This is a genomic window from Kitasatospora sp. NPDC092286 (assembly GCF_044755565.1).
In the GTDB taxonomy this organism is placed as follows: Bacteria; Actinomycetota; Actinomycetes; order Streptomycetales; family Streptomycetaceae; genus Kitasatospora.
The window spans coordinates 104,232-122,237 of record NZ_JBIVRD010000014.1 but is presented as its reverse complement, the minus strand read 5'-3'; the positions used below and the strand labels follow the sequence as shown (position 1 = coordinate 122,237).

The 18,006-nt window shown below is 72.8% G+C and carries 13 protein-coding genes; 8 read left to right on the top strand and 5 right to left on the bottom strand.

The features are described from left to right. Window positions 1-30 precede the first annotated feature (30 nt). Window positions 31-2,832 (bottom strand): penicillin acylase family protein, encoded by a 2,802-nt coding sequence (locus ACIQIB_RS16920; RefSeq protein ID WP_400758670.1) that lies wholly within the window; start codon window positions 2,830-2,832, stop codon window positions 31-33. 290 nt (window positions 2,833-3,122) lie between these two features. Between ACIQIB_RS16920 and ACIQIB_RS16915 the strand changes: the two genes are divergently transcribed. The 4 genes from ACIQIB_RS16915 to ACIQIB_RS16900 all read left to right on the top strand — a co-directional run bounded on the left by ACIQIB_RS16915 (window position 3,123) and on the right by ACIQIB_RS16900 (window position 6,708). Next, window positions 3,123-4,328: a cytochrome P450 gene (locus ACIQIB_RS16915; RefSeq protein ID WP_400656459.1), complete on the top strand. Its 1,206-nt coding sequence runs from the start codon at window positions 3,123-3,125 to the stop codon at window positions 4,326-4,328. A 65-nt stretch (window positions 4,329-4,393) separates the two neighbouring features. After that, the gene (locus ACIQIB_RS16910; RefSeq protein WP_400656461.1) at window positions 4,394-5,554 is read left to right on the top strand and encodes a type III polyketide synthase; all 1,161 of its coding nucleotides are present in this window, start codon (window positions 4,394-4,396) and stop codon (window positions 5,552-5,554) included. Further along, window positions 5,551-6,132: an NUDIX hydrolase gene (locus ACIQIB_RS16905; RefSeq protein WP_363612371.1), complete on the top strand. Its 582-nt coding sequence runs from the start codon at window positions 5,551-5,553 to the stop codon at window positions 6,130-6,132. Before ACIQIB_RS16910 ends, ACIQIB_RS16905 begins: the two co-directional genes overlap by 4 nt. A 147-nt stretch (window positions 6,133-6,279) precedes the next feature. Beyond that, window positions 6,280-6,708 (top strand): SHOCT domain-containing protein, encoded by a 429-nt coding sequence (locus ACIQIB_RS16900; protein WP_363612369.1) that lies wholly within the window; start codon window positions 6,280-6,282, stop codon window positions 6,706-6,708. A 75-nt stretch (window positions 6,709-6,783) separates the two neighbouring features. Here the strand turns inward: ACIQIB_RS16900 and ACIQIB_RS16895 are convergent, their stop codons facing one another. Then, window positions 6,784-9,279: a Tex family protein gene (locus ACIQIB_RS16895; protein WP_400758667.1), complete on the bottom strand. Its 2,496-nt coding sequence runs from the start codon at window positions 9,277-9,279 to the stop codon at window positions 6,784-6,786. 234 nt (window positions 9,280-9,513) lie between these two features. Here ACIQIB_RS16895 and ACIQIB_RS16890 point away from each other — a divergent pair, with 234 nt between their 5' ends. After that, a complete protein-coding gene (locus tag ACIQIB_RS16890) occupies window positions 9,514-10,245 on the top strand; it encodes a maleylpyruvate isomerase family mycothiol-dependent enzyme (RefSeq protein WP_400758665.1) in 732 nt (243 codons plus the stop codon). 68 nt (window positions 10,246-10,313) lie between these two features. On the opposite strand, the gene ACIQIB_RS16885 is transcribed toward ACIQIB_RS16890, so the two are convergent. Continuing rightward, window positions 10,314-10,526 (bottom strand): hypothetical protein, encoded by a 213-nt coding sequence (locus ACIQIB_RS16885; protein WP_400758663.1) that lies wholly within the window; start codon window positions 10,524-10,526, stop codon window positions 10,314-10,316. A gap of 123 nt (window positions 10,527-10,649) precedes the next feature. On the opposite strand from ACIQIB_RS16885, the gene ACIQIB_RS16880 reads away from it, so the two are divergent. The 3 genes from ACIQIB_RS16880 (at window position 10,650) to ACIQIB_RS16870 (ending at window position 16,258) form a co-directional block, all read left to right on the top strand. Then, window positions 10,650-11,546 (top strand): aminoglycoside phosphotransferase family protein, encoded by an 897-nt coding sequence (locus tag ACIQIB_RS16880; RefSeq protein ID WP_363612361.1) that lies wholly within the window; start codon window positions 10,650-10,652, stop codon window positions 11,544-11,546. Window positions 11,547-11,708: 162 nt separating this feature from the next. Then, on the top strand, window positions 11,709-12,140 hold the full coding sequence (locus ACIQIB_RS16875; protein ID WP_363612359.1) for a hypothetical protein: 432 nt from the start codon (window positions 11,709-11,711) through the stop codon (window positions 12,138-12,140). Beyond that, entirely contained in the window at window positions 12,137-16,258 is a 4,122-nt protein-coding gene (locus ACIQIB_RS16870) for a hypothetical protein (RefSeq protein WP_400758661.1), read from the top strand. Before ACIQIB_RS16875 ends, ACIQIB_RS16870 begins: the two co-directional genes overlap by 4 nt. Before the next feature lie 68 nt (window positions 16,259-16,326). Here the strand turns inward: ACIQIB_RS16870 and ACIQIB_RS16865 are convergent, their stop codons facing one another. Together ACIQIB_RS16865 and ACIQIB_RS16860 are read right to left on the bottom strand one after the other, a co-directional pair. Further along, entirely contained in the window at window positions 16,327-16,623 is a 297-nt protein-coding gene (locus tag ACIQIB_RS16865; RefSeq protein WP_363612355.1) for a DUF4190 domain-containing protein, read from the bottom strand. A gap of 348 nt (window positions 16,624-16,971) precedes the next feature. After that, window positions 16,972-17,910: an oxidoreductase gene (locus ACIQIB_RS16860; protein WP_400758659.1), complete on the bottom strand. Its 939-nt coding sequence runs from the start codon at window positions 17,908-17,910 to the stop codon at window positions 16,972-16,974. Window positions 17,911-18,006: the final 96 nt, after the last annotated feature.

The following is an 18,006-nucleotide window of genomic DNA, read 5'->3' as shown; positions in this document are numbered from 1 at the left end:
GGCGCGGCCAGGGCCGCAGGGCCGGAGTGCTCAGCGGTGGGCGGAGAACTGCACCACCTGCTGGTACGTCGGCCGGTTCTGCCAGGTGGTCTTGGCGTCGGTCACCCCGCCCAGCGGCCGCTGGATGACGGTGTCCGCGCACCACTGGTTGCCCGCCGCGCAGTCCGCGTCCCCCGGGTAGACCTGGGCCGGGGTCTGTGCGGCGGCCCGCTTCAGGGTGTCGAGCAGCACCGACCGGCAGGCCGCGAGGTCGCCCCCGCCGCAGAACGGCCGGGCCAGTGGGACCGCCACCGGCTGGCCGAGCACGGCCCGCAGGTCCTTGTCCAGGTAGCTCCACCAGCCGTACTGGAAGGCGGAACCCTTGTGCGGGATCGACTCGTTGGCGCTGACCGGGCCGCCACCGGGGCCCGGCTGCCCGCCCGACGGCGACTCGTTGATCTGCAACGCCCCGGTCAGCGCGGCGAAGAGCTGGTCGCCCAGCCCGGGCCGCATCACCCCCTCCGCGGCCAGCGGCCACCAGGCGTCCATGATCCGGATCGCCGCCGCGTCCGCGTACGTCTGGCTGCCGGCCGAGGTCTCCCGGCGCTGCGCGCCGTGCGCCAGCCAACTCTCCAGCTGCTGCAGGGCGGTGACCGCGGCCGGGTCGGTCACCGGGGCGCTGCGGATCACCCGTAGCAGCTCGGGCAGCACGTCCTCGGCCCGCAGGTCGGCCAGCGCGGCGCTCTCCATGGCCTGGGTGAGCGAGACCCGGCTCGCCCTGCCGCCGTTCTTCAGCAGGGCCTTGACCCGGTCGTCGAGCAGGTTGGCCCGGTGCACCGAACCGTTGCCGTAGCCGGCCGGGGCGTACCCGGCGGCCTGTTTGTTGTTCCAGGAGATGTAGTAGTCCTGGTTGACCGACTGCGGGTGCTCGGCCGGCGGGGTGTACCGCGCGGTGTTGGCCACCGAGTCGAAGTCGACCCACTCGTAGGCGGGTTCGGCCCGAACGGGCAGGCCGGGGTCGACCCCGGGGGCGCGGACGGGGTTGGCGCCGGAGTTGTAGTACGCGATGTCCCTGGAGTCCGCGTAGAACCAGTTGAAGGTGTAGTTGATGTCCTGCGCGGCCCGCTGGAAGCTCGCGGCGTCGTGCACCGCGCCGGGGTCGTTGAGCTCCTGGAAGCCGATGATGGAGTCGGCCTCGTGGCGGTAGGAGGAGCGCAGCGAGGTGAAGGCGACGGGGGCGCCGCCGACGGTGCCGCGCGCGGTCACCAGGCCGTAGCGGGAGCGGTACATCACCAGGGTGTAGGAGCCGGCCGCGGTGGAGTCGGCGGTGGTCGGGCTCCAGGCGTTCTTCCGCTCCAGCCGGTCGAACGGCAGGCACTGGCCGTGCCAGCGGTAGGAGTTGGCGGCGGTGGTGACGGGTGAGCCGTCCGTGGTGCAGAGCGGGACGGCGTAGGTGTCGGTGATGTCCTGGCCCGCGGAGGTGGCGCTCCAGGCGTAGTCCTGGCCGCGGCCGAGCTGGACGTAGAAGCTGAGGCCGGCGAAGGCGGCGCCGCGGGCGCTGATGCCGGGGCCCTGGATCTCCTCCAGCATCAGCAGCTGCGGGGCGAAGTAGCCGGTCTGCGGGCCGAAGACGGCGACGGGGTGGCCGTCGTCGGTGTGGCTGCCGGAGACCAGCAGGGCGTTGGACATCCCGTGCCGGCCGCGGAGCAGGTTGCCGGGCAGCACGCCGCCTGCCGGGGTGGTGAGCTGTCCGGCCGAGCCGGTGGCGTCGTAGACCAGCCGCTCGGGCACCACCGATCCCGGGTCGGGCAGCGCGGCGCCCTGCGGGTCGTCGGGCGCCTGGGCGTAGGGGAAGCTCTGCCCGTCGTGCAGGGTCTGGACGGCCTCCGGGTCGTCGGCCTCGCGCAGCGACTTCCAGACGGCGTCGCCGGCCTCCTTGCCGTAGCGGGCCTCGGCGGCCGACTTGACCTGGGCGGAGGCGAGTTCACCGCCGCCGCCGGAGCCGAAGAGGGCGCCGACCACGGAGGCGAGGGCCACCAGGTCGGTCAGCTTGAACGGTGCGATCGAGCCCTGGTTGGTGATCGGGTCGATGTGCCCGGTGAGGTCGTACTCGCCGGGGAAGTAGCGGCCGTCGTACGCCTCCTTGACGTACTGGTTGATGCCGTCGAGGTAGGCGGTGGCATCGTTGAGGGCCTGCTTCGCCCGGTCGCCCTGCCCCGCGATGGCGTCGATCTGCCGCTGGAGCTCGTCCTCGGTGTACGGGGCGGCCTGCCAGAAGCTCTGCTCCAGCTGGCGGTTGGCCGCGGCGCCGCCGGCGAAGCCGGAGAGCTCGCCCCGGCCGACGTGCCGGAAGAGGTCCATCACCCAGAGCCGGTCCTGCGCGGCGGCGTAGCCCGCGCCGAACTCGGTGCCGTAGCGGGTGGTTCCGGTGATGTGCGGGACACCGGTGGCCTTGTCCCGGACGATGGCGACGTCGGCGCGGGGCCGGGTGGTGCTGGCCACCTGGTCGGCGGGGACGCCGAAGGAGGCGTCGTTGAAGAAGCTGCGCAACTGGGCCTCGGTGAGGCCCAGGTAGCCGGCCGCGAGCGCCGCGTACGGGCCGAGCTGGTCGTCGGTGTGGGCGGGGCGGCTGCCGAACATCCGGTTGAGGATGATCTCCGCGAGGGTGGCGTTGCCGTTCTCGCCGGGCGGCAGGATGTCGAGGCAGCGGCCGCCGCAGTAGTCGCCGGCCGCGGCGGGGGCGCCGGGCACGGGGGTGGCCGGGGCGGGTGTCGTGGTGAGGGCCGCGGTGATGAGGAGGGCCGCCGAGAGGCCGGCGACCGGGAGCCTGAGCGCATGGGGGCGTCGGTGCATACCAGCTCCTCCGTCAGAGCTAAGAGGGTTCGACGGTAGGGCTGTTACTGGCCGGTTGCCTAGTAGCGTGCATGCCATTTGCCGCGCGCCCCGCACGTCCTGCCGAGTGCGTCCCCGGCAGCAGGTGATCCCCAACTCCCGCATATCTGATGACAATCATCTATCTCGCTCGATCGAGCGAACTATCCGTCACGCCCACACTTTTGCCTCCTCATGGGGGAACATCAGCACGTCCGCGCCCGAACGGCCCATGTCCGGGCGGCACCACCTCAGGCCACTTGGATCAGCCCGTGACTACCTCCGCCCCCGTGTGGGACTGCCCGTTCAACCACACCGCAGGCCTGGAGTTCGACCCCCTCCTGAAGCAACTGCTCACCGAGGACCCGATCGCCAGGATCCGGCTGCCGCACGGCGAGGGCGAGGCCTGGCTGGCCACCCGCTACGAGGACGTCCGCGTCGTCACCACCGACCGCCGGTTCAGCCGCGCCGCCGGCATCGGGCGGGACCTCCCCCGCATGACGCCCGCCCCGATCGCCCAGGTCGAGGCGATCAACCTGATGGACCCGCCCGCCCACAACCGGCTGCGGCGGCTGGTCGCCAAGGGCTTCACCAACCGCCAGGTCGAGCAGATGCGGGCGAAGACCCAGCGGATCGTCGACGGCTTCCTGGACGAGATGGCCGAACACGGCTCCCCCGCCGACCTGGTCCACCACCTCTCCAGCCGGCTGCCGCTCACCACCATCTGCGAGATGCTCGACATCCCCGAGCGGGACCGCGCCGAACTCCGCGGCCACGCCGTCGCGATGATGTCGATGGGCCCCGGCAGCGGTGACGGCCAGGTCCGCGCCAAGACCGCCCTGCGCGACTACTTCGCCGAGCTGACCGCCGCCCGCCGCCGCGCCCCCGGCGAGGACCTGATCAGCGCCCTCGCCACCGCCCGGGACGGCGAGGAACTGCTGGACGACCAGGAGCTCGCCGTGATGGCGATGGTCCTGCTGGTCACCGGCCACGACACCAGCACCTACCAGCTCAGCAACATCACCTACACCCTGCTCACCCACCCCGAGCAGCTCGCCAAGCTCCGCGCCCAGCCCGACCTGCTGCCGCGCGCCCTGGAGGAGCTGCTCCGCTTCATCCCGTTCCGCCAGGGCGTCGGCATCGCCCGGGTGGCCACCGAGGACGTCGAGCTGGGCGGTGTGCTGATCAAGGCCGGCGAGGCCGTGCACGTCTCCTACCTGGCCGCCAACCGCGACGGGCGGATGTTCGACCGGCCCGACGAGCTGGACCTCGACCGCGGCACGGCCAACCACATGACCTTCGGCTACGGCACCCACCACTGCCCCGGCGCGCACCTGGCCCGGATGGAGCTCCAGGTCGCCATCGGCACCCTGCTGCGGCGCTTCCCCGGGCTGCGGCTCGCCGTCCCGGCGGACGGGCTGGACTGGCGGACGGGCTCGATCTGGCGCTACCCGCGCACCCTTCCGGTCGCCTGGTGACCCTTCCCCCGCGCCACCCAGGCGCACGTCCGACGCACCCGTAGGCACCAGGGGAGACCTCATCCATGGCAACACTCTGCCGACCCGCCATCGCGGTACCCGAGCACGTCATCACGCTCGGCCAGACCCTCGACCTGGCCCGCACCCTGCACGCCGGCCACCCGCAACTCGCCCTGGCGCTACGGCTGATCGAGAACACCGGGGTGCGGACCAGGCATCTCGTCCAGCCCATCGAGCAGACCCTGGAGCACCCCGGCTTCACCACCCGCAACGCCGTCTACGAACGCGAGGCCAAGCTGCGCGTCCCCGAGGTGGTCGAACGCGCCCTCGGGCACGCCGAGCTGTCCGCCCGGGACATCGACCTGATCGTCTACGTCTCCTGCACCGGCTTCATGATGCCCTCGCTGACGGCCTGGCTGATCAACACCATGGGCTTCCGCTCGGACACCCGCCAGGTGCCGATCGCCCAGCTCGGCTGCGCGGCCGGCGGCGCCGCCGTCAACCGGGCGCACGACTTCTGCCGCGCCTACCCGGGCTCCAACGTCCTCATCGTGGCCTGCGAGTTCTGCTCGCTCTGCTACCAGCCGACCGACCTCGGCGTCGGCTCGCTGCTCTCCAACGGCCTGTTCGGGGACGCCGTCGCCGCCGTGGTGATGCGCGGCCGCGGCGGCACCGGCGTGCACATCGAGCGCAACGGCTCGCACCTCGTCCCGCACACCGAGGACTGGATCTCCTACGGGGTCAAGGACACCGGCTTCCACTTCCAGCTCGACAAGCGCGTCCCCGGCACCATGGAGATGCTGGCCCCCGCCCTGCGCGCGCTGGCCACCGAGCACAGCTGGGACGTCTCGGGCCTCGGCTTCTACATCGTGCACGCCGGCGGCCCCCGCATCCTCGACGACCTCTGCCACTACCTCAATCTGGAGCCCGCCGCCTTCCGTTTCAGCCGCGCCACCCTCACCGAGCGCGGCAACATCGCCAGCGCCGTCGTCTTCGACGCCCTCGCCCGCCTCTTCGACGAGGGCGCCCTTCCCGACGGCGCCCAGGGCCTGATCGCCGGTTTCGGACCAGGCATCACTGCCGAGATCTCGCTGGGCAGTTGGGTCGCCACCCCGGTCGGGGCCACCATCCCCCACCGCTCCCGCGCCCTCGGCACCGCCGGCCTCGCCCTGGCCCGTACCGCCACCCCCCTCCGCCTCCCCGCCGGCACTACGATCTCGGAATGACCGATACCACGGACCGAACGGACACCACTGGCAGAGCCGCCGAACTGGCGGCGCGTTTCCCCACGCTGCACGCGCCGCAGCACTGGGCGTGGGGGCCTTACGACGCGCAGTTCTCGACGGAACTGCCGCCGGACGAACTGGTCACCAACATCCATCTGGTCGGGTTCAGCGAGGGATTGGTGGTGCTCTGCCGGGACGAGCGCGACCACTGGTTCCTGCCGGGCGGGACGCGGGAGAGCGGGGAGAGCATCGAGTCCTGCCTGGTCCGGGAGTTGCGGGAGGAGGCCGGCGCGCAGTTGCTCGGGGCGCCGGTCTGGCTGGGGGCGCATCGGTGCGTGACGGACGCCCCGGAGCCGTACCGGCCGTGGCAGCCGCACCCCGAGAAGGCCTGGCTCTGGGGCTGGGCGGAGGTGACGGTGGACTCCGCGCCGACCAATCCGGCCGATGGCGAACAGGTGGTCGAGGTCCGGGCGATGGAGGCGGGCGAGGCGCAGCAGTTGCTGGCCGGTGGGCGCGACGCCTGGTGGGCCGAGCTGATCGGCCTGGCCGTGGAGCTGCGGGGGCGGGCCGGGGGCTGACGCGCGGCCGAGACGCCTGGTCGGCGAGGTATTCCCATCGGCGCCGGAGATCACTTGAATGGCCGAGCAGCGCAGCGCAATGTCCAATATGCGGTGATATGAATCGGGTGACGCCTGTAGCCAGGGGGTCGCACCGATGGGAGCGCCATGGACAACTACCCGCTGCTCAACATCTTCTGGACGATGCTGGAGCTCTTCCTGTGGATTCTCTGGTTCTTCCTGCTGTTCAAGATCATCACGGACATCTTCCGCAGCCATGATCTGGGCGGCTGGGCAAAGGCCGGCTGGCTACTCCTCGTGATCGTGCTACCACTCATCGGCGTGCTCGTCTACGTCATCGCGCGCGGCAGGTCGATGAGCCAGCGAGACGTGGAGCAGGCCCAGCGGAACGAGGCCGCCTTCAAGGAATACATCCGCAGTGCCGCCGCCCCGCCGGCGGAGGGCGGAGGCGGCACCGGGGCCGCCACGGGCGCCCGCAGCCATGTCGACGATCTGGCCAAGCTGGCGGAGCTCAAGGCCACCGGCTCGCTCACCGAGGAGGAGTACCAGCGGGCCAAGGAAAGACTGTTGGCCTGAGCACCGGCCGGGCAGCGAGGGAAGCGACGGCGGCGGGCCGGTGGACACGATGTCCACCGGCCCGCCGTCGTCTGCTCAGCGCCGCCCGGAGCGGCGGTTGCCGGACCCGCCCTGGCCGCTGTTCTGGCCGCTGCCCTGGCCGCTGCCCTGGCCACTGTTCTGGCCGCCACCGGTCAGACCGGCCCGGCGCAGCGCGTCCGCCATGGCGCTGTTGCCCAGCGGCGCCGACCCGCCGGAGCCGGAGCCCGAGCCGGAGCCGCGCCGGTCCTGGCGCGGCGGACGCGCCGCCCGCTCGCCACCGCGCTCGCCACCACGGCCCCGGTCACCGCCCCGGTCACCGCGGTCGCCGCCACCGCCCCGGCCGACCTCGTCGTCCAGCCGCAGCGTCAGCCCGATCCGCTTGCGCGGCACGTCCACCGAGGTCACCCGCACCGTGACGATGTCACCGGGCTTGACCACCTCGCGCGGGTCCTTGACGAAGTTCTTCGACAGCGCCGAGACGTGCACCAGCCCGTCCTGGTGGACGCCCACGTCCACGAAGGCGCCGAAGGCGGCGACATTGGTCACCACGCCCTCCAGCACCATGCCGGCCTCCAGGTCGCCGATCTTGTCGACGCCCTCCTTGAAGGTGGCCGTACGGAACGCCGGGCGCGGGTCGCGGCCGGGCTTGTCCAGCTCGCCGAGGATGTCGGTGACGGTCGGGATGCCGAAGGTGTCGTCGGCGAAGTCGCCCGGCCGCAGCGCCCGCAGCGCGGTGCCGTTGCCGATCAGCTGCCGCAGCTCCCCGCCGGTGGCGGCGAGGATCCGCCGCACCACCGGGTACGCCTCCGGGTGCACGCTGGAGGCGTCCAGCGGGTCGTCGCCGTCCGGGATCCGCAGGAAGCCCGCGCACTGCTCGAAGGCCTTCGGGCCGAGCCTGGCGACGTCCTTGAGCGACTTGCGGGTGCGGAACGGGCCGTTGGCGTCACGGTGGGCGACGATGTTGTCCGCGAGCGTCCCGGTGATCCCGGAGACCCGGGTGAGCAGCGGCGCGGAGGCGGTGTTGACGTCCACGCCGACCGCGTTGACGCAGTCCTCGACCACGGCGTCCAGCGAGCGGGAGAGCTTCACCTCGCTGAGGTCGTGCTGGTACTGGCCGACGCCGATCGACTTGGGGTCGATCTTGACCAGTTCGGCCAGCGGGTCCTGGAGGCGGCGGGCGATGGAGACCGCGCCGCGGATGGACACGTCCAGCTCGGGCAGCTCCTGCGAGGCGAACGCGGAGGCCGAGTAGACCGAGGCGCCGGCCTCGCTGACCATCGCCTTGGTGAGCTTCAGTTCGGGGTGGCGCTTGAGCAGGTCCTCGGCGAGCTTGTCGGTCTCCCGGGAGGCGGTGCCGTTGCCGATCGCGATCAGGTCGACGGAGTGCTTCTTCGCCAGCGCGGCCAGGGTGGCCAGGGCGGCGTCCCACTTGTTGGCGGGCTGGTGCGGGTAGATCGTGTCGTACGCGACGACCTTGCCGGTGTCGTCCACGATCGCGACCTTCACCCCGGTACGGAAGCCCGGGTCGAGGCCCATGGTGGCGCGGGTGCCGGCCGGGGCGGCGAGCAGCAGGTCGCGCAGGTTGGCGGCGAAGACGCGGACGGCCTCGTCCTCGGCCTCCTGCCGGAGCCGGCCGCGCAGGTCGATGCCGAGCCGGACCAGGATGCGGGTGCGCCAGGCCCAGCGGACGGTGTCGCCGAGCCACTTGTCGGCCGGGCGGCCGTGGTCGGCGATGCCGAACCGGGCGGCGATCCGCTGCTCGTAGTCGCTCTCCCCGGGCAGGTCGCCGTCCTCGCCGTCGAACGGGGACAGCTCCAGGTCCAGCACCTCCTCCTTCTCGCCGCGCAGCATCGCGAGGATGCGGTGCGAGGGGAGCCTGGTGTACGGCTCGGCGAAGTCGAAGTAGTCGGCGAACTTGGCGCCGTCCTGCTCCTTGCCGTCCCGGACGGTGGCGACGAGGCGACCCCGCGTCCACATCCGCTCACGCAACGTGCCGACCAGGTCGGCGTCTTCCCCGAACCGCTCGACCAGGATGGCGCGGGCGCCCTCCAGCGCGGCGGAGGCGTCGGCCACCGACTCGTTCAGGTAGCCGGCGGCCAGCGCGGCCGGGTCCTGCGCCGGGTCGGCGAGCAGGGTGTCGGCGAGCGGCTCCAGGCCGGCCTCGCGGGCGATCTGCGCCTTGGTGCGCCGCTTCGGCTTGTACGGCAGGTAGATGTCCTCCAGCCGGGCCTTGGAGTCGGCGGCGAGGATGCGGGCGCGCAGCGCGTCGTCCAGCTTGCCCTGCGCCTCGATGGACTCCAGGACGGCGGTGCGGCGCTCCTCCAACTCGCGGAGGTAGCGCAGCCGCTCCTCCAGCGTGCGCAGCTGGGTGTCGTCGAGGGAGCCGGTGACCTCCTTGCGGTAGCGGGCCACGAAGGGCACGGTCGAGCCGCCGTCGAGCAGGTCGACGGCCGCCTTCACCTGCCCCTCGCGGACGCCCAGCTCCTCGGCGATCTGCCGCTCGATGGCCTGCTGGGCCTGCTTGACCACCTGTTCGGCTGACGTGCTCACGAAGCCGGTCACCTTCTCCAGAGTTGCTGTCCCCGTTGTTCCCCGTACGCCCTGCATTCTGGCAGGTACCGGTGACCGGTCCCGGACGCCCCCGGGCGCGCCGGGCGTGGCGCGGCTCCGTTCCCGGCTCCGTTCCCGGCCGCGCCGCTTCCTCCGCCGCCGTCTCCGTCCCGCCCCCGCGTCAGCCGAAATCGGTTCGGCGGGCGGTACCGGCGCGGGGTAGCGTCCGCCGGTATGGAGAAGAGCGACTACGCGGCCGCGATGCGGCGTGACACCACCCGGTTCCTCACCGCCGTCACCGGCGATCTCGGCCTGACCGTGCCGAGTTGTCCGGGGTGGCGGGGGGCCGACCTGCTCTGGCACGTCGGCGAGGTGTACCGGTTCTGGACCAGGGTGGCCGAGGGGGAGATCACCGACCCGCACACCCAGTACACCGAGCCCGAGCGGCCCGCCGACGACGCCCTGCCGGGCTGGTTCGCGGAGGGCGCCGAGCAGTGCGCGGCGGTGCTGGAGCGGCTCGACCCTGCGGAGCCGAGGTGGAGTTGGTCGACGCAGGCGAACGCCGGCTTCATCCAGCGGCGGATGGCCCAGGAGATCGCCGTGCACTGCTGGGACGCGGTCAACGCGGTGGGCCGGGACGAGCCCGTCGAGCGGACGCTGGCCCTGGACGGCATCGACGAACTGCTCACCCTCTTCCTCCCCCGGGCCGCCCCCGACGGCCTCCCGGAGGCCGGCCTGCACCTGCACGCCACGGATGCCGAAGGCGGCGCCGGAGAGTGGACCCTCCGCGCGGTGGGCGGGAGTTGGCAGCTCGGACGGGAACACGGCAAGGCCGCGGCGGCGGTCCGCGGCACGGCCTCCGACCTGCTGCTGATGCTCTGGGGCCGGCGCGACGCGGACCGGCTGGAGGTGTTCGGCGACCCGGAGGTCATCAAGGCCTACCGGGCGGCCTTCGAACTCGACTGATCCGGCGGGCCGTTCGAGCCTGGCCCGTTCAGGCCTGCTCAGGCCCGCCCGGCACCTCCCCGGCCCGTTCAGGCCGGGGAGGCCGACGAGCGGGGCTCCCCCGACTCGGCCAGGTCGATCAGGTGGACCTGGCCGGTCGAGAACACCAGGACGACGAAGAGCAGGACGAGGATCAGCGTCCCGAACAGCAACGGCTCGTCAAGCCACTCCCGCAGCACCAGCGGCCCACCGGGCCGCCGGCTGAACCGCCCGGTCACCGCCGCCACCGCCAGCGCCGCCACTCCGCCGAGCGCCCCCCCACAGGACCCAACGCTCCCGCCTGTTTCTCATCCCCTTCTCATCCCCACACCCTGGTGTTCGAAATCCGGCTGAGGGTCGGGGAGATCCGCTATAGGCTGCCCGCCATGTGTGCTGCCGCGCGGATGCATCCCGACGAGCCGGACATCGACGCGGCCCTGGTCAGGCGACTGCTCGCCGTCCAGTTCCCGCAGTGGGCGTCCCTGCCGCTGGAACGGGTCGCCTCCTCCGGCACGGACAACGCGATGTTCCGGCTCGGGCCCGAACTCGCCGTGCGGCTGCCCCGGGTGGGCTGGGCCGCCGAGAGCGTCGACCGCGAACAGCACTGGCTGCCCCGGCTCGCCCCGCAGCTGCCGCTGCCCATCCCCACGCCGCTCGCGCAGGGCCGGCCCGGCTCCGGCTACCCCTGGCAGTGGTCGGTGATCCGCTGGCTGGGCGGCGGCAACCCGATCGTCGGCAGCATCGCCGAGCCGGTCCAACTCGCCCGCGACCTGGCCGGGTTCGTCACCGCTCTGCGCGCGGTCGACCCGGCCGACGGCCCGCCGTCCTCCCGGGGCGTCCCACTGGCCTCCCGGGACGGCGCCACCCGCGCCGCGATCGCCAGGCTGGACGGCGCGATCAACACCGAGGCGGCGACCGCGGTCTGGGACAAGGCGCTCCGCCTGCCCGAGCACGCCGGCCCGACCGTCTGGGTGCACGGCGACCTCTCCCCCGGGAACGTCCTGCTCGCCGGGCGGCGGCTGGGCGCCGTCATCGACTTCGGCCTGATCGGTGTCGGCGATCCGACGGTGGACCTGATCGTCGCCTGGAACCTGCTGCCCGGCATCGCCCGGTCCGCGTTCCGGACCGCCCTCGCCGCCGACGAGGCCGCCTGGGCCCGCGGCCGCGCCTGGGCGCTGTCGATCGCCCTGATCCAACTCCCCTACTACCGCCACACCAACCCCGCCCTGGCCGCCAACGCCCGCCATGTGATCCGCGAGGTCCTCGCCGACCGCAGCGTCTGAAGCCGGGCGCCCGACCTCGCACACGACCGTTCGGGCCCCCTCGCCCGGGGCGCCACGCCACGGCCTCACCGCCGGGCGGGTTGTCCGGGGCGCCGGTCCGGTCTCAAAATGTGGTGGCATACACATCTGATGTGACGTCATAGAAAAGGTGGCGGGCTGGAGATGGATCCCGAACTGGTAGCGCTGGCCTCGACGGCCGCGGCCGCGCTGGTCGGCCGGCTGGCCACCGACGGCTGGGAGCAGGCCAAGCAGGCGCTCGAGGCGCTCTGGCGGCGCCGGCACCCGGACCGGCCCGAGGAGACGGAGGCCGTCGAGGCCCGGCTGGTCGAGACGCGCGAGGAACTGCTGGCCGCCCGGCTCTCCGGCGACCGGCAGGTGGAACAGGAACTGGCCGTCGAGTGGCGCACCCGCTTGCGCGACGCGCTCAGGGCCGACCCTTCGCTCGCGACGGAGCTGCGCGGGATGCTGACCGAACTCGACCGCGCGAGCCCCGAGTCCGGCGCCGGCGGAAACCGGGTGACCATGCGGGCCACCGCCTCCGACCAGGCGAAGATCTTCATGTCCGGCAACGACATGCACATCACCGGCCAGTGAGTGGACCGGGGCTCCGGCTGGAGGCCTACGCATCCGGCTACGGCACCATCTACCTGGCCGCCGGGGACCAGCACATCACCGTACGTGACCTGCACGTACATCACGGGGACGGTGTCCACCGCGTCCGCCGGATCGAGTCCCACCCGGAGAGCGGCGACGACTGCCCGTACCCCGGCATGACCGCCTTCGGAGCGGAGCAGTCGAAGTGGTTCTTCGGCCGGGACAGAGCCCTCGCCAAGCTGACCGGCCGGCTGGACGAGTGCCTGCGGGACGGCGGGGCGGTCGCGGTGGTGGCGGCCTCCGGCACCGGCAAGTCCTCGCTGCTGCAAGCCGGTCTGGTGCCCGCGCTCGCCCGTGGGACGCTGCCCGGCTCGCGCCGGTGGCCCTGCCTGCTGTTCACGCCGGGCGCCCACCCCGTGGCCGCGCTCACGAGGCACCTGGCCGCGCTGACCGACAGCGAACCCGACGACGTCGAGGGCGAGTTGGACGGCGATCCACGGGCCCTCGCCGACCGGCTCGGCGGCGCGCTCCGCAGCCGGGGCGCCGACCGGCTGATGGTGATCGTCGACCAGGCCGAGGAACTGTTCACCCAGACCGCCTCGGAGGACGAGAGACGACGGTTCATCACCGCGCTCGCCCGCCTCACGGACTCCCCCGGCCCGTCCACCGGCGGCCCGCCGGCTCTGGTCGTCTACGGCGTCCGCGCGGACTTCTACGCCCGCTTCGCCCAATACCGCCCTGTCCACGAGGCGTTGGAGCGCCGCCAGGTCTTCATCGGCCCGATGTCGGAGACCGAGCTCCGGGAGGCGATCCTCTTCCCCGCGCAGCGGGAGCGGCTGGAGTTCGAAGAGGGCCTGGTCGAACTGCTGCTGAGCGACCTCGGCGTCGCCGCCGGCGGTCTCCACCGGCCCGAGGAGGACGGGAGCGCGGAGCCCTCGGCACCCGGGCGCGGCTACGAGGCCGGACGCCTCCCCCTGCTGGCCCACGCGCTCCGCACCACCTGGCAGCAGAGACACGGTTCGACCCTGACCGTCGACGGCTACAAGGCGTCCGGCCGGATCCACGGCGCCGTCTCGGACACCGCCGAGACCATCTACCGGGGGCTCGACACAGCCGGGCGGGAGGCCGCCGAGGTGCTCTTCCGGCGTCTCGTCAGAATCGGCGAGGGATCGGAGGACACCCGGCGCGCGGTCACGGAGGAGCGGCTCACCGAAGGGCTCGTCCCCGCTGCGGCCGAGGCCGTGCTCGCCGGGTTCACGGGCCGCCGGCTGCTCACCCGGAGCCGTGACACCGTACAGATCACCCACGAGGCCCTGCTGCACGCCTGGCCCCGCCTGCGCGCCTGGGTGGACACCGACCGCGCCGACAACCTCCTCCGCCAGCAGCTGGAGGAGGCGGCCGCCGCCTGGGCCCGAACGCCCCGCCGCGACCCCGCCCTGCTGTACCGGGGCAGCCGGCTGGAGGCCGCCCGTGCCTGGGCAGCCCGCACCGGGCGGGCCGGTCTCGGCGCCACGGCCTCGGCCTTCCTGGACGCCTCGATCCGCCTGAGACGACGCAGTACCCTCACCCGCCGCACCGCCGTCGCACTGCTGATCGCGCTCTCGCTGATCGCCATGACGGCCGCGGAGTCGGCCCGGGACCAGAAGAAAGTGGCCGATCAACAGCGCCGGACGGCCGTGGAACAGGGCAACCTCGCCATGGAACGCCTGCTCCAGGCCCGGGCCGAGAATCTGCGCGGGACCGATCCCCAGCTGTCGCTCCAGCTGAGCCTGGCCGCGCTGCGCCTCCATCCGACCCAGGAGGCCCGGACCGGGCTGATCACCACCCTCCAGCAGACCCGTCTCGACGGCGGTTCACAGCCGGGCGCCGTCGGATCGCTCATGGACACCGCCGCCTTCAGCCGGGACGGCGGCATGCTGGCCGTCGGGCGGGCGAAGGGCCAGGAGAAGGGGACGGTCCGGCTCTGGGACACCACCGATGCCGGGTACCCGAGTCTGCTCGCCACCCTGACCGGTCATGCCAACGAGGCCCAGGCGGTGGCCTTCAGCCCTGACCTGCGCCGACTGGTCACCGTTGCGGCCCCCACCCCCGATGGCGCGGCCGCGGGCGAGAAGCCGGCCGACAGCGATGTCATCCTGTGGGACCTGACGGACCGCCACCACCCGCGGCGGATGGCCTTCGACGCCGAGGTCGGCGACCGGGTGCAAGCCGCGGTGTTCAGCCCGGACAGTCGCAGGCTGGCCCTCCTCGCCGGCGGCTCGACCGGCACGCTGACCCTGTGGGACGTCGGCGACGGCGCGGCCCCGCGCCGGCTCGGCGGCCCGGTCGCGGCCACGCAGGCCCAGTACGCGGCATTCAGCGCCGACGGCCGCCTCCTGGTCACCGGTTCGGGAACGTTCGAGGCCAAGGACGAGTCGGGCACCCCGGGTTCCGTCACCCACGGGACGGGTTGGCAGGTCTGGGACGTGACGGACCCGACGGCCCCGAGGGCGACAGCCGAAGAGCGGCTGATCAACGGGCCGGTCGTCCTGAGCCCGACCGCCCCGGTCCTGGCCACGGGCTGGAGACGGACGGTCGTCCTCTGGGACCTCACCGACCCGGGCTCGCCGAGGAAACTGGCGGCCCTCAACAACTCCGGCGACGTTTCGGCGTTCGCGTTCGGGCCGGACGGCCGGTCCCTCATCACCTCCTCCTCCGACGGCGGCTCCGTGCTCTGGGACCTCACGGACCCGGCGCACCCCCGGCCCCAGCCGCCGCTGGTCGGCTCGCACGGCGCCGTGGCCGCCTCCCGGAACGAGCTCGACCAGCAGACCCGGGCCGGGAGTTTCCGGCGGATCGAGTCCGTCGCGTTCAGCGGGGACGGCCAACGGGTCCTCCAGGTCGACGGCGGCGGGACGGTCTCCCAGTGGCTGGTCGGCGGCCGCCCGGCCCCGGCCGTGATCGCCCCGGTTCCGGGCACGGATCTGCGCAGTGCCGCGTTCAGCCCCAACGGCCGCCGGCTGGTCGTCGGCGGGCGGTCGGGTGACGCGCACCTCTGGGACACCTCCGACCCGGCCAGGCCGCAGGAGCTGGCGGTGCTTCCCGGCCGCGCCGGGTGGCAGGCCGTGGCCGTGGGGTTCAACCGGGACTCCACCGTGGTGGCGGTCGGCACGCGGTACGGAGTGTCCTCCGGGCAGGGCGGCGAGGTCACCCTCTGGGACGTGTCCGACCAGGGCCACCCCCGGCGGCTGACCACTCTCGCGGTGCCGTCGGGGGTGGGATCGCTGGCGTTCAGCCCACGGTCCGGGGTGCTCGCCGTCACGGGCGGCAAGGACTGGGCCGACTCCTGGGTGGGCCTCTGGGACACGGACGATCCCTCCGCCCCCGTCCAGCTGAAACTGATCGAGCGGCTCAGCCCGCTGGTCAACTCCTTGACGACCCCGACGGGCTCCGGCGGCGGACCCCTCGTCACGATTCCGGACCCCCTGCCCTCCATTCAGCACACGCCGACGGTGTTCAGCCCCGACGGGCGGCGGCTGATCCTTCCGGGATCGCTCTGGGACGTCTCGGATCCCGCCGCGCCGGTTCTGGTGCCCGTCGCCAAACCGGCCGACCCGCTGGCCGGCCTGCTGGCCGGCATCACCAGGCCGCTGTCCGGCACGTCCGCCGCGGCCTTCGGACCGGACGGAACAGTCCTGGCGGACGACGGCCTCGACGGCGTCCGCCTCTGGCAGTCGGGGCAGAGCATCGGACCGGCCCCGCTGGCCACCATCCCGGTGACCGCGGAGCTGGTCCAGGTCGCCTACCACCCGGACGGTGGGCTGATCGCCCTCGGCCAGCGGAACGGTGTCGTCCGGCTCTACGAGACGGCCGATCCGACCGTGCCGGGCTGGGCCGCCGACCTGCCCGATTCCGCCACCGACCTGGCGGACGTCCGTTTCAGCCCCAACCGCAGATCCCTGTTCGTCGTCCGCGACGACGGCTCCGGCCAGCTCTGGGATCTCGGTGCCCTTCCCGCCATCACCGCCGACCCCGTCGGTCTGGCCTGCCGGATCGCGGGAGGCGGCCTCTCGCGCGGCGACTGGGAGCTCACCTACGCCAAGGGGCTGCCCTACCAGGACACCTGCGCGCGAAGCTGAGCGCTCACGCCCTCACGCCGACGGGGCCGACGGGAGAGGCGTCCGCCCGGGGACGGAGCCGGCCCCGGTCAGTGCCCGGTGAGCTGCTGGTGGACGCACTGCTGGTACTGCCGGAGGCTGTCGGGCCGGTAGCACTCCTGCGTGTTGTTGGCGTACCAGACCATGAAGACGGCGACCAGGACGGACACCACGATCGCGAGGAACGACGCCACCACGCCGGTGATGGCCATGCCCCGGCCGACGCCGCTCCGCCTGGCCTTCGTCAGGGCCACGATGCCCAGGATCAGGCCGATGACTCCGAACAGGCCGCCGACGGAGATGATCGAGGTGATCAGACCGATGACACCCAGCACCATGGCTGCCACGGCCAGGCCGTTCCTGCCGACCGGGGACCGCATGCCATGACCGGGACCCTGGGAGCGGGGGGAGTACGGGTCCGTCCCCGTGGCCCACGTCTCGCTGCCTTGCGTGTTCAACAACCGTCCTCTCGTCGACTGAGCAGGACACGATCCTCGCCTCCGGGGTATCGGGCGCGCATCGCGGGAAGGCGGGAGAAAACGCTCCCCCGATCGGGGGAGGCCACCGGTGAGCCACCAGGACATCGGCGGCCGGCTCGGGCACCACGCACGGCGGAAGAGCACCGGATGAGCAGAGGAAGTCGGGCCCGTCGACTTCCTGTTCAACCGCCCCCACCGGTCCGGCCGGATCCGTCGTCAGGCCGGGGTCGGAAACGCGAACCGCACGTCGGTCAGCTGCTCCGACACCTCCCACAGACGGCGGCCGGTCCCCTCATCGGCGGCCCCGGCCGACAACCGCACCCGCGTCGGTCCGCCGCGCAGCTCGGCCGGTCCGTCCGGGCCGATGAACTGCCCGCCCTCCACCGTCGGCTCGGTCGCCGCGTACAACTGGGGCAGGGCGCCGCGGTCCGGGGCCTGGGCGAGCAGAGGGTTTCCGATGCTGCCGAACACCACCCGCCACAGGCCGACCGGCCCACTCGTCTGCAGGCTGGTGGCGGTGTAGCCGGGATGGGCAAGCACGCTGCGCACCGGGCTGCCGGCCTCGGCCAGCCGTCGGTGAAGCTCCCGGCCGAAGACGGCGTTGGCGAACTTCGACTGGTCGTAGAAGGCCATCGGCGAGTAGCCGCGCCCGCCCGCGAGGTCGTCGAAGCGCAGGCGACCGTTCCGGTGCCTGAGCGAACTCACCGTGACCACGCGGGGATCGCGCCCGACGGCCAGCAGGTCGAGGAGCAGCCCGGTGAGCGCGAAGTGACCGAGATGGTTGACGGCGAACTGCAGCTCGTGGCCCTGCGCGCTCAGCGATCGCGGCGGCGCCATCACGCCCGCGTTGTTCACGAGCACGTCCAGCCGCGGATGATCGGCGCGCACCTGGTCGGCGAAGGACCGGACGGAGTCGAGATCGGCCAGGTCGAGGTGGCGCACCTCAAGACCGGCGCCCGGCTGCTGATCGGTGATCTCCGCGACCGTCCGGTCCCCCTTCCCCACGTCCCGCACCGCGAGGATCACGTGCCCGCCCCTGCGGACGAGTGCGCGGGTGGTCGCCAGGCCGAGGCCACTGCTGGCTCCGGTGACGACGAACACCCGCCCTGTCTGGTCCGGGATCTGATCGATCGTCCAGCGCTGTTTCTGTGTCATTCGGCACATGCTGTCGCTGGTGTCACTCGGTGTCAAGATGCCCCCGAGTGCCGCGGAAGGCATGGCGTTACCATGGGCCGGTGAGCACCCGCCCCG

Bases quoted from the DNA above. Each gene is read 5' to 3' on its own strand.
- ACIQIB_RS16920 (WP_400758670.1), bottom strand. From the start codon at position 2,832: ATGCACCGACGCCCCCATGCGCTCAGGCTCCCGGTCGCCGGCCTCTCG.
- ACIQIB_RS16910 (WP_400656461.1), top strand. From the start codon at position 4,394: ATGGCAACACTCTGCCGACCCGCCATCGCGGTACCCGAGCACGTCATC.
- ACIQIB_RS16905 (WP_363612371.1), top strand. From the start codon at position 5,551: ATGACCGATACCACGGACCGAACGGACACCACTGGCAGAGCCGCCGAA.
- ACIQIB_RS16900 (WP_363612369.1), top strand. From the start codon at position 6,280: ATGGACAACTACCCGCTGCTCAACATCTTCTGGACGATGCTGGAGCTC.
- ACIQIB_RS16890 (WP_400758665.1), top strand. From the start codon at position 9,514: ATGGAGAAGAGCGACTACGCGGCCGCGATGCGGCGTGACACCACCCGG.
- ACIQIB_RS16880 (WP_363612361.1), top strand. From the start codon at position 10,650: ATGTGTGCTGCCGCGCGGATGCATCCCGACGAGCCGGACATCGACGCG.
- ACIQIB_RS16875 (WP_363612359.1), top strand. From the start codon at position 11,709: ATGGATCCCGAACTGGTAGCGCTGGCCTCGACGGCCGCGGCCGCGCTG.
- ACIQIB_RS16860 (WP_400758659.1), bottom strand. From the start codon at position 17,910: ATGACACAGAAACAGCGCTGGACGATCGATCAGATCCCGGACCAGACA.